Here is a 9,288-nt window from a genome sequence, read left to right as displayed (position 1 = left end):
TCCCCGGCTGTAGCACGCCATTGCCCCGAAGCTCATCGCCCGCCGCGCGTTCCGAGCGCCCGAGCCAGCGCGAGCTCGAAGCGGATCGGCAGCCGATCCTCGGCAATGCGCTCGGCAACAGCGAAGAAGTCGAAGCGCTTCGAGTATTCCGGCCGCCGCCCGAAGGCGATGACCATGCGCATGCCATTCGCGCCGCGTCCTGTTCGCTCAGCAATACCCAGCGGCCTGCTGCCCTTGCGCAATATGAAATAGCGCTTGAGGTTGCCAGCACTGCGGCGGCTGTCGGTACTGTTCGCGTACTTATCAAACTGCGAACCAAGCCCCGACAGGATCTTGTTCATGGTGCCGCGACTGATGTTCCCGTAAGCATCCAGCTTCATACCCTTACCTGGCAGGATGTATTGCCCGGCAGGGAGTTGGCCCGCATCGGTCAACAACTTCTCGCTGCGCTTCTGCTTGCGCGACCCGCCGAACACCTGAGGCGCCAGCCACTCTGTAGCCGGCTTACCGCCATTACCCGGCGCTTCGTCTTTCATCCAGACCCGAGCCTTCATTGTCTCTTTCGTCGCGGGCTCGACGAACAGACTGTTCAACGTCCACCTGGTGGGCCGGTCGAACACAGCGGCCATCTCTTCAACCAGCCCCTGCTTCACATCTTGAGCAGTGCCGGTCAGTGCAAGCGCTGCCGCAAAGGGCAACTGCTCACGCTCAAGACGATCCAACATCTGCAGGCGCTCGCGCAGCCCGGAGAACTTGACCTCGATCACAGCATCCCCCTGCCCGCCATGGCGCCTGGCTCACTGAACTTCTGACCTGGGTGTATCAGCCACCCAGGCCGGCGCGCTTGGCCAGGTAGCGGGCGTAAATCCCGCCGACGATGTCCGCACCAAGCAGGCCGATGCCGATGCCAGCAGCGCCGGCCAGGTAGGCGTTGTTCCACCAGGCCATGCCGACCATCAGGGCAGCCATGCCGAACAGCGCCGAGCTGCCGAAACGCAGCGCCACGCGCTTGAGGATCTCGCCCATCGCCACGCCTGGCACATCCGCCTGGCGCATCTCGCCGACCAAACCGGCAAGTGCTACCAGAATCAGCAACCAAGTGGGCAGGTCAGCCAGGCCCTGCTGCATTTGCTGTTCAGTCGACATACCGGGCTCCTAGTAACGGATATGAAAAAGCCCCGCCGATGGGCGAGGCCTTGAAAAGACAAAGCCCCGCAGTGCGGGGCTTTGAATCCCGAGTGGGCGCTCGGGAGGGGTGTGCGACACAGCACGTCGCTCTGTTGCTCGGTAGGCGTACCTATCGAATCGTGGTGACTTTTTACCCCCTGGGTGACAAACCGAAAAGCCCCCATTAACGGTAAAACCTAGCGGGGGCTAGCCGGGGCGCTGGGAGGCTCTACGGAGCCGAGTCGCCCGACGAGCGGTCAACAGAGCCGCCCCGCAACCCAGCCCGCTTGGCCTTATGCGCCGCGATTGCACCCTTCCCGCCCTGCACCTCCTCGAACTCCCGGCCACGCCCGGTGTGAGCAATACCCGCCTGGCGCTTCGCCTCCTTGCGCATCCGATCGCCATCACGGCGCGACTCCTTACGCATCACCGCCAGCTTCTGCTGCCGCTCCACCAGCCCGGCCTGCAACCGTACATGCAGCAGCTCAACCTGCCGGTAGTACGCCCGCCGCCCGGCATCACCCCGCCCCAACTCCAGAGCGTCAACCTGCTCAGCGATGGTCAGTGGATTGATGCCGTAGCGCGTCCGCGCAAGGCGCCCCAGCAACGCGCCACCGTCCTGCCCTTCCAGCGCGTATAGCACCTGGTCGACCTCGGCCGCCGCGTAATCAGGCCCGGCACCCGCGATCAACAACTTGGCACCGTACACGCCACCACGGGGCGCGCAGCCGGCGAACTCAACGATGGTGCCCATGGCGCTTGGCAATCCGCCACCAGGGCCGTTCTGGGCGTGCTGCTCGCCCCAATGCCTCAACAGCATCTCGATAGCCTCGATCATCGCCCCACCCCCTCGCCAAAAACCCAACCCAACACAAAAACCGCTAACCCTACACACACCCAACACACAAAAACTTCAATAAAAACAATGCCTTCAAAGACTCTGTGTAAGGTGTGTAAGGTGTGTAAGGGTTTTAGAGCCTCGCGTAGAGAATTTTTGCTGCCGTTCCAATGGGCAACCGGAGTACTACAAGGCGATATTTTTTCACGCACATGCGTGCGCACGCGCGTAAACCTTACACACCTTACACACAGAGCCAGAGGCCCCGTATTTACTAGGCTAGCGCTGTGTAAGGTTGGCAAAACAAGCCTACACACCGTCAACACACCCAACACACATTTAGGCGCACTCATGCCGCCAGCCCCTTGACGTGATCCCACGCCTCAACCGCCCAGCCGCCCAATTTCGCCCGCTCGCGCCACTCCTCAACGTGCCGCCCCAGGTCGGCCGCAGACATGGATGGTGGCAGGAAGGAGCCCTCATCACGCGGCACCAAAAACGCCGCAAACCGCCTACCGTGGCCAGCAGTCCAGGGGATGGCCCGGGTCTTGTCCACGCCGAGGGTCTCGATGAAAAGGCTGAATTTCGTGTGGCTCATCCGGTGTTCGCCATTGCGCTGGCACCACTCCAGAAAAAGCGCATACAGGTCAGAGCTCAAACACCCGCCCCATAGGCCATGCCCCAGCTCACCCAAGCGCCACAGGTTCGCAAACGTCTGCCAAGGCGCGCGGCTCAACGCCACCAGGCGCTGCCGGGCTGGTGTAACCGGCGGCTTGGTCTGCATATCGAAATCGCCCAGATCCAGCGACAACAACCAGGCATACAGCGCCTCAACGCCGCCGTTGGCCAGTTCATGCTTGATCGCCTTCTGCCGCGAGGCCGGCAGCTTCTCCTCCGGCCACATCACCAAAAACCGCCGGTCGCTGTCGCTGATCGGCCACGGCACAATCTCGTTCGAGAGGAACACCGCATTCATGTGGCTGGCCTCCTCCCAACCGTTCACGAACTTGCTCTCGATACGCACCGTCTGCCCGGTGATCAGCTGCTTGATCTTCCCCACCTGGTTGTACTTCTGATCGCGGCTCACCACCTCTTCGAACACCGCCCACAGCTTGCCGCTCTGCCAGGCGTTAAAGCTGCCTTCCAGCTGCGTCTGCCCGACCGTCGCCGAGTACTGCCCGTACAACAAACCCAGCGCCACCGAAAACAGCAGGCTCTTACCTGAGCCCTCAGTGGTTGAGTGCATCAGCACCGCCGTATCCATCTTGGCCCCACTGTGCTGCAGCGGGTACGCCAGCCACCGGCTCAGCCAATCGGTCGCGTCCTCGGCGTGGTTACACAAAAAGCTGATCAACCAGATCAGGTGCTCACACTTCGCGTCATCGCGTACAGGCTGCAGGGGCAACCCCTCGAACGTGTTGATATACACCTCGGGGTCATGCGTCATTCGTGGGTCAAAAACAATGTGGTTCATATCCACCACGCGCCGATCAGGGCTGTTCAGCCACAGGCTGTACGCATCACCCAGGGCCATCTTTACAGCGCCCTCAGCCACCCGCCGTTTTTTCGCGTAGTCCCACACGTCCTTCGTACCGTCGATATACACATAGCGCGTCAGCATCGGCATCTTGATATCGCCCACCGCCTTGCCCGCCAGGGCCTGCGCACGCTCGATATCCTTCGCCCACGCCTCGCTCACCCGCTTCTTGCGCTTCGGGTCCGTAACGCTGTCCCACTCTTTAAACAGATCCTTACCCACCAACGCCTGAAAGGCCGCCTTCTTGATGCGCATGCCGTTGTCCAGGTCCCACGCCTGCGTGGTGCCCTCAATCAGCGCGTAGCGCCGGAGCAGGCCCCGAATATGAAAGGCACCCCCGCCCCCCCCGGTATTGCTGCTGCCGGCCGGCGCGGCACTGTCCTCATCGGTTGGGGCGGGGGGAAGGTCGCCCGGCTCATTGGCCGCGCTGCCTGCGTCTGTACCAGGCGCTGCCTGCTCACCCGCAGTGCCATTCGCCTTCGGCGGTGTACCGCTTACCTTCTTGCGCTGGCTCGCATGGTCAATGCCCAGCGCCTTCGCCGCCGCTTTGGTCGCCGCCTTCTGGTCGCCGTCATGCTCGAGCAGGCAGAACACATCAAACGCATCATTCATGTGCCCGTTGGCCAACGGGTCAGCGCCGTGGTGGGAGTACACCTTGCCCTCGGTCACCGTCACACCCGCCAAACCCGTCGAGCTGCCCGGGTACAACCACTTTTTGCCGCGCCGCTTGTACCCGTGCGCCGCCAGCAGCTGCTCCACGTCGTGCGCATCGTTATAGGCACCCACCACATCAGCGCTGCCGCTCAGCCCAGCGGGTGCCGGCCGGCTCGGCTTCGCCTTGGGTGCAGGGCGCTCTTTCGGCGCCGGCCCCCATTCGCAGGCGCCCTGCCCCAGCGGCTTGAAGATCTCCCAGTTGTTCCAAATAGTCAGCAGCTCTTTCGGCAGCTCAGGCAAACCATCTGCCGAGGGTGGCGTGCGCCAGAAATACGGCTTGCCCGTGTCCGGGTGGATCGACGGCGGCAGCACGTCCTGCACCAAGCCCCCCCGCAGCTCGAACACCGTCACCGGCGCCAATTCCTTCTGCCGTTCGCGCATCGCAGCCGCCTGCCCGGCGTTGCCCGTCTCCTCGGCCTGCTTCAATGTCGCCGTGGCTAGCTTGTACTTGCTTCCGTCCGGGTCCAGGGGGTTCGGCCACGCCAGTTTGTGTGCTGTCAGCTCCACACCATCCGGCACGCGGAACAAAAGCCGGAACCGCTCCGGGTTGCCCACCACCGTTGGATACACCGCGGCCAAGTCATCGAGGTGCAGATCGAGCACATCACGCAGCACCTGGCGCGTGTACTCCACATGGTCAACGTCGAGCGAGCACACCCGGCTAGGCCCGTGCACCACGCCCATATTGTGGTTGGGGTTCTTGGTCCAGAACGCCTCGGCCTTGTCCGCCTCAGTGAAGTAGCCGCCCGGCTTGTTCCAGCCGTTGCCCTTCGGGGCTTTCTGCCCGGGTTCGATCTTCACCAGGGCCAAACCAAACACTTCGATATAGCGCCGCGCCCAGGCGGCGAGATTGGGAGGGGTGTTCGGCGGGGTCATTCAGTGGCCCCTTGTTGGGCTGGGGCGGCAGCGAAATCAAGAAAGCTGAGCATCATAGGCGCATAAAAACCGCCGTCTTTCCCCGGTTCTTTTACCCACGAATAGACCGCGCCTTGGATGATTGCATGCACGATAACCTCGACCCGCGTCACGAGCATTTTCCTGCCATCAGCTGTGTGATGAGGAATTCGTGCATCGCATTCACTGCCGGGCGCTGGATAGCCAGGGAGTACACCCGCCGCGTCGGCCGCGAGGGCGTCAAAGCAGACCGAGTGAACCTCAGTCACCGGCATGCTGGCCACGTTGAAACGGTGCGCATCCATGATTTTGCGCAATGCGTCGGCGAGCAGATCATCCACCCCGCCAACACTGCCACCCGTTGCAGCATCGCCAACCAACCGCTTCAGCCGATCCAACAAATAGGACCAGGCGAAATCACGCTCGGCATTCGGGGTCAGCCCCATTGCACGGGCCACATCGTCACGGCACTGCTTGTCCAGCGCGATCAAAGCAGGGTGGCTGGTGCAGGTCACGCCGCGCGGGTCAGGATTTTGCGGCACGCTCACCAACAGCTCGGTGATTCGCCTCAGCACCGGGTCAACGCCCGTGTAACTGTCGAAGCCCAGCAGCGCAATGATGGCGCTTAGGTCGAGAGACAACGCCTCAAACGCGGCCTTGTAATCATTATTAGACATCGCCCTACCTCCCCTGCCGCAAATCAGCCAAGCAGCGGGTCAGCGTCATGCTGGCCCGCTGCGCTGCACCAGCCTCGACCGGGTGGCGCTTCTTGCCGTTGGCCTTCTGCACGGCACGCAGGGTGCGGGCCGCCTTGATAAAGGCCACCGCATCAATGATCGATTGATCGAGCGTTTGCGCGTTCATCGCCGCACCTCCATCAAACCCTGGCAATGCACGCAAAAACGACAACCCGGCACTGCAAGGCGCCGGGCTTCGGGAATGTCGTCACCGCAGCTGTCGCACTCGGTCGCGCTCTCGCCCTGGTAAACCACACGGTTATCGATGGCCTGCTGCAGGCGATCCGCCTGAGCCTGCTCAGCCATTTGCAGAATGTGCTCATCCATCGCAGCGGCCCTCCATATCCTGTTCGGCACCGGCAATAATCGCCAGGACCGCGCGTATCACCTCATGCCCGTGGTGCTTAAGCGTGGCCACCTCGTGCGGTTGCCACACGTTGTCCGCAGCCCCGGTGTGCAGGCTGCCCACAAACTCGCCCTCGCGTTGCAGCAGCTCGCCCACCGCTTTCAGCGCATCGCGTGATGCTTCAACCGGTACCGGGCGAAACCACACCGCCCCGGCCGGGCGCATCAGCGCATCCAGCAGGCGTGGGTCCTGGGTGGCGCTGATAATCTCCTCCAGCTCATCCGGCGTTGGCCAGCGGCCCTCAAAGTTGAACTTCAGCTTCTTCTGCAGGGTGTCCAGGTCCATACCCAAATCCAGGGCCAGGCTGGTAATGCCACCGTGATAGTCGCGCCCGGCGCGGTATAGCGCGCTGCGCACATTGAGCACCGGACCCGCGTCCGGCAGTAAATCAACTCGGCTCATAAAAACCCCCATGCCGGCCCCAGGCGGGGCCGGCGGCGTGCTGTGCATTTACCAAACGGGCCGTGTGAGAGCCGCCCCGTTCGAGCCCAACCGCGCCAAGGGTGAGAGACCCCAGCGCGGCGTACTACCGAAAGCCGCCGTTTAACGACATAGCCAGCCAGCAGAGGAATCCCCTACTATCCCAACTACGGCGACCCGATGCTTCCCCACAGTGCTGTGTCGGCATCAGGCGTCGTGCGCCTGGCGAGGTGTGAGAGCTTCGCCTGGCACGGCGCGGGAAACCGCGCCACCCCGCCCAACCGTATGTGAGAGTTCGGTTGAGCACCCCGCCGACTGTTGGCTTCAACCAACAGCCGGCACCTTTTTATTAATTAGGCAGCAGCTCTCTCTGTTCCTGAATTTCGGCGCTCTGCAAGCTCTTGCTTGAGTGAATCCAAATCAAACGACTGACCGCGCGCCGATGCTTCCGCAGCGATCAAGCCCAGATAGTTTGTTTCGCCGGTGTATTCAGTCCTCGGCACATAGTTCGCCGCCATCCATTTGTAGACCGCGCGCGGGCTGACCCCGCAAAGGCTAGAAACCTTCACAGCCCCGCCTGCAGCGGTGATTGCATCTTTCAAGGTGCTCATTTCGCATACCCGAATAGTGAACCTGAGGTACATATTATGTCGGAACTGAAAGTACACGCAAGTCCATGCGATAGTGAACGCATGGTTCATATACAAGAAATACGCAACGCTTTCGTCCTCCGCCTTAAGAATGCCGCCAACGAAGCAGGTATTCCCGAGTGGGGCCTAGGCGCACGCCTGGCTTCTATAACCGGCAAGACAGCAAAAGCCGCCAGCAAATGGCTCAACGGCGAAAGCATGCCTGCAAGAGAATCCATGCAGCAGATCGCCGATGCCTTCGAGGTACCGGTCGATTGGCTGGCACACGGTGAAGGGTTCCCGCCGCTTAATACCAATGGCCCAGTGACCCTCAAGAAATACGCACATAGGACAGGCGTAGCGGAGCAACCTAATGTCCGCTACACCCCGGAGCCACACCGGATAACAAGGAGCTACCCATTGATCAGTTGGGTTGCAGCAGGCAGTTGGGCCGAGGCGCCAGACCTTTACACCCCAGGCGACGGCTCTGAATTTCTGGAATCGCAAGAGAACGCCGGCCCGCACGGTTACTGGCTGGAAGTAAATGGCACCTCAATGGTTGCCCCCGAGGGCCCTTCATTCCATCCAGGCTTTCGCATACTAGTCCGCCCTGAAGGGTTTGATTTCATTAGCGGCAAACTCTACATAGCCAAGCTGATGGACACCGGAGAAACCACCTTCAAGCAGTACGTCCGCGATGCCGGGATCGAATACCTCAAGCCATTCAACCCGGCCTTCAAGACCATTGTGATCGACGATAACATCCGCCTCATTGGCAGAGTCATAGACGCCAAGCCCCCTCGCAGCATGTTCTAAATTATGTACTTAAGGTTCTTGATTTATGTGAACCACTAGTACATATTTACTCGCGTACCCAAACTCTCACCTTGTGGAGTACGCGACATGCAATCGACACAGCACACCCGCTGCCCGGTGCTTCTGCACCCGGCTTGCACCACCAACCCAGACGCCATCCGCGCTGTCCAGCAGGCCACCGGCCGCTTCGTCGTGCTCGATGGTGGCCGCCCAACACTCAAGCAACCCACCACCCTGCCAGCCTTCGAGGACTTTGGCCCGTGGGGAGGTGCTGCATGAATACTCGCCACCAAAACAACTGCGACGCCTTTCGTTCCCGGTTGCTCAGCACCCTGAAAAAGCTCCGCGCTGGCCGTAACCATGACGACCTGAATGCTGAGTTCTATATCGCACTTGGCATGATCAGCGCGGCCTGCACACTGGACGGCATCACCATCGATGCCAGCGACCGGCTACATGACCTGGCCCTAAACGCTAGTGAACATCGCTCAAAAGAGCTGACGGCCATCTGTATCGCAGAACGCCAGGCAGCCATTCAGGGAGCAGCCGCATGAGCCAGCTTCTGATCGGCCTCGCCGGCAAGGCCCGTACCGGCAAAGACACCGTTGCCCGCTACTTGGCAGCACACCTCACCTTGATCAGCTACGCCTTCGCTGACCCGCTCAAGCAGGCCCTGGCCGATATGTTCCACCTCACCGCCGCCCAACTGGAAGGCGCTGAGAAGGAACAGCCCCTGCCCTGGCTGGGCAAGGCACCACGCGAGCTGATGCAGCTGCTCGGCACCGAATGGGGCCGCGACCTGGTGCACCCGCAGCTCTGGTTGTTGCTGGCCGAGCAGAACCTGCAGCTGCTCGCCGAGCACAACCAGGCCATGCAGGGCGTGGTGATCCGCGACGTGCGCTTCAACAACGAAGCGGACTGGGTGCGCAGCAAGGGCGGCGTGATCCTGCACATCACCCGGGCAGATGCCACAGCAGTGGCCATGCACCCCAGCGAGAGCGGCGTCACCCACCGGCCTGGCGACCTTTCCCTGGCCAACGATGGCACGTTCGAGCAGCTGTATGACGAGCTGGAAAGCCTGATCCGTGTGCTGCTGCGCTCAAAGCGCAACGCTGCCTGAGGCCCGCACC

13 protein-coding genes are annotated in these 9,288 nt (G+C 61.7%); 4 read left to right on the top strand and 9 right to left on the bottom strand.

Going from position 1 to position 9,288, the window contains the following annotated elements:
• Positions 1-32: 32 nt before the first annotated feature.
• From Q8O69_RS06585 to Q8O69_RS06545, 9 genes are all read right to left on the bottom strand, one after another.
• Positions 33-767, bottom strand: coding sequence for a hypothetical protein (locus Q8O69_RS06585; RefSeq protein ID WP_305590604.1), 735 nt, complete (start codon positions 765-767; stop codon positions 33-35).
• 55 nt (positions 768-822) lie between these two features.
• Positions 823-1,146, bottom strand: coding sequence for a phage holin family protein (locus tag Q8O69_RS06580; RefSeq protein WP_305590602.1), 324 nt, complete (start codon positions 1,144-1,146; stop codon positions 823-825).
• Between the two features lie 250 nt (positions 1,147-1,396).
• Positions 1,397-1,987: a hypothetical protein gene (locus Q8O69_RS06575; RefSeq protein WP_305590600.1), complete on the bottom strand. Its 591-nt coding sequence runs from the start codon at positions 1,985-1,987 to the stop codon at positions 1,397-1,399.
• A 367-nt stretch (positions 1,988-2,354) separates the two neighbouring features.
• A complete protein-coding gene (locus Q8O69_RS06570; protein ID WP_305590598.1) occupies positions 2,355-5,132 on the bottom strand; it encodes a bifunctional DNA primase/polymerase in 2,778 nt (925 codons plus the stop codon).
• Positions 5,129-5,827 (bottom strand): hypothetical protein, encoded by a 699-nt coding sequence (locus tag Q8O69_RS06565; protein WP_305590596.1) that lies wholly within the window; start codon positions 5,825-5,827, stop codon positions 5,129-5,131. The genes Q8O69_RS06570 and Q8O69_RS06565 overlap by 4 nt, the downstream gene beginning before the upstream one ends.
• A 4-nt stretch (positions 5,828-5,831) precedes the next feature.
• Positions 5,832-6,014, bottom strand: a complete 183-nt coding sequence (locus Q8O69_RS06560) for a hypothetical protein (protein ID WP_305590594.1) — start codon at positions 6,012-6,014, stop codon at positions 5,832-5,834.
• Entirely contained in the window at positions 6,011-6,214 is a 204-nt protein-coding gene (locus Q8O69_RS06555) for a TraR/DksA C4-type zinc finger protein (protein ID WP_305590592.1), read from the bottom strand. Before Q8O69_RS06555 ends, Q8O69_RS06560 begins: the two co-directional genes overlap by 4 nt.
• Positions 6,207-6,695 (bottom strand): phage regulatory CII family protein, encoded by a 489-nt coding sequence (locus Q8O69_RS06550; RefSeq protein ID WP_305590590.1) that lies wholly within the window; start codon positions 6,693-6,695, stop codon positions 6,207-6,209. Before Q8O69_RS06550 ends, Q8O69_RS06555 begins: the two co-directional genes overlap by 8 nt.
• Before the next feature lie 371 nt (positions 6,696-7,066).
• Positions 7,067-7,324: a hypothetical protein gene (locus tag Q8O69_RS06545; RefSeq protein ID WP_305590588.1), complete on the bottom strand. Its 258-nt coding sequence runs from the start codon at positions 7,322-7,324 to the stop codon at positions 7,067-7,069.
• A gap of 36 nt (positions 7,325-7,360) precedes the next feature.
• Here Q8O69_RS06545 and Q8O69_RS06540 point away from each other — a divergent pair, with 36 nt between their 5' ends.
• The 4 genes from Q8O69_RS06540 to Q8O69_RS06525 all read left to right on the top strand — a co-directional run bounded on the left by Q8O69_RS06540 (position 7,361) and on the right by Q8O69_RS06525 (position 9,278).
• Positions 7,361-8,158 (top strand): XRE family transcriptional regulator, encoded by a 798-nt coding sequence (locus Q8O69_RS06540; protein WP_305590586.1) that lies wholly within the window; start codon positions 7,361-7,363, stop codon positions 8,156-8,158.
• A gap of 87 nt (positions 8,159-8,245) precedes the next feature.
• Complete coding sequence (locus tag Q8O69_RS06535; protein WP_305590584.1) at positions 8,246-8,437, top strand: hypothetical protein; 192 nt, start codon at positions 8,246-8,248, stop codon at positions 8,435-8,437.
• Entirely contained in the window at positions 8,434-8,712 is a 279-nt protein-coding gene (locus Q8O69_RS06530; RefSeq protein ID WP_305590582.1) for a hypothetical protein, read from the top strand. Before Q8O69_RS06535 ends, Q8O69_RS06530 begins: the two co-directional genes overlap by 4 nt.
• Positions 8,709-9,278, top strand: a complete 570-nt coding sequence (locus tag Q8O69_RS06525; RefSeq protein WP_305590580.1) for a deoxynucleotide monophosphate kinase — start codon at positions 8,709-8,711, stop codon at positions 9,276-9,278. The genes Q8O69_RS06530 and Q8O69_RS06525 overlap by 4 nt, the downstream gene beginning before the upstream one ends.
• The last annotated feature ends 10 nt before the right edge of the window (positions 9,279-9,288 follow it).

The sequence above is a fragment of the Pseudomonas sp. genome, from assembly GCF_030690725.1.
GTDB lineage: Bacteria > Pseudomonadota > Gammaproteobacteria > Pseudomonadales > Pseudomonadaceae > Aquipseudomonas.
The sequence above is the reverse complement of the archived record's forward strand: the minus strand, read 5'-3'. Positions and strand labels throughout refer to the sequence as shown.

Bases quoted from the DNA above. Each gene is read 5' to 3' on its own strand.
- Q8O69_RS06580 (WP_305590602.1), bottom strand. From the start codon at position 1,146: ATGTCGACTGAACAGCAAATGCAGCAGGGCCTGGCTGACCTGCCCACT.
- Q8O69_RS06575 (WP_305590600.1), bottom strand. From the start codon at position 1,987: ATGCTGTTGAGGCATTGGGGCGAGCAGCACGCCCAGAACGGCCCTGGT.
- Q8O69_RS06570 (WP_305590598.1), bottom strand. From the start codon at position 5,132: ATGACCCCGCCGAACACCCCTCCCAATCTCGCCGCCTGGGCGCGGCGC.
- Q8O69_RS06565 (WP_305590596.1), bottom strand. From the start codon at position 5,827: ATGTCTAATAATGATTACAAGGCCGCGTTTGAGGCGTTGTCTCTCGAC.
- Q8O69_RS06560 (WP_305590594.1), bottom strand. From the start codon at position 6,014: ATGAACGCGCAAACGCTCGATCAATCGATCATTGATGCGGTGGCCTTT.
- Q8O69_RS06555 (WP_305590592.1), bottom strand. From the start codon at position 6,214: ATGGATGAGCACATTCTGCAAATGGCTGAGCAGGCTCAGGCGGATCGC.
- Q8O69_RS06550 (WP_305590590.1), bottom strand. From the start codon at position 6,695: ATGAGCCGAGTTGATTTACTGCCGGACGCGGGTCCGGTGCTCAATGTG.
- Q8O69_RS06545 (WP_305590588.1), bottom strand. From the start codon at position 7,324: ATGAGCACCTTGAAAGATGCAATCACCGCTGCAGGCGGGGCTGTGAAG.
- Q8O69_RS06540 (WP_305590586.1), top strand. From the start codon at position 7,361: ATGTCGGAACTGAAAGTACACGCAAGTCCATGCGATAGTGAACGCATG.
- Q8O69_RS06535 (WP_305590584.1), top strand. From the start codon at position 8,246: ATGCAATCGACACAGCACACCCGCTGCCCGGTGCTTCTGCACCCGGCT.
- Q8O69_RS06530 (WP_305590582.1), top strand. From the start codon at position 8,434: ATGAATACTCGCCACCAAAACAACTGCGACGCCTTTCGTTCCCGGTTG.
- Q8O69_RS06525 (WP_305590580.1), top strand. From the start codon at position 8,709: ATGAGCCAGCTTCTGATCGGCCTCGCCGGCAAGGCCCGTACCGGCAAA.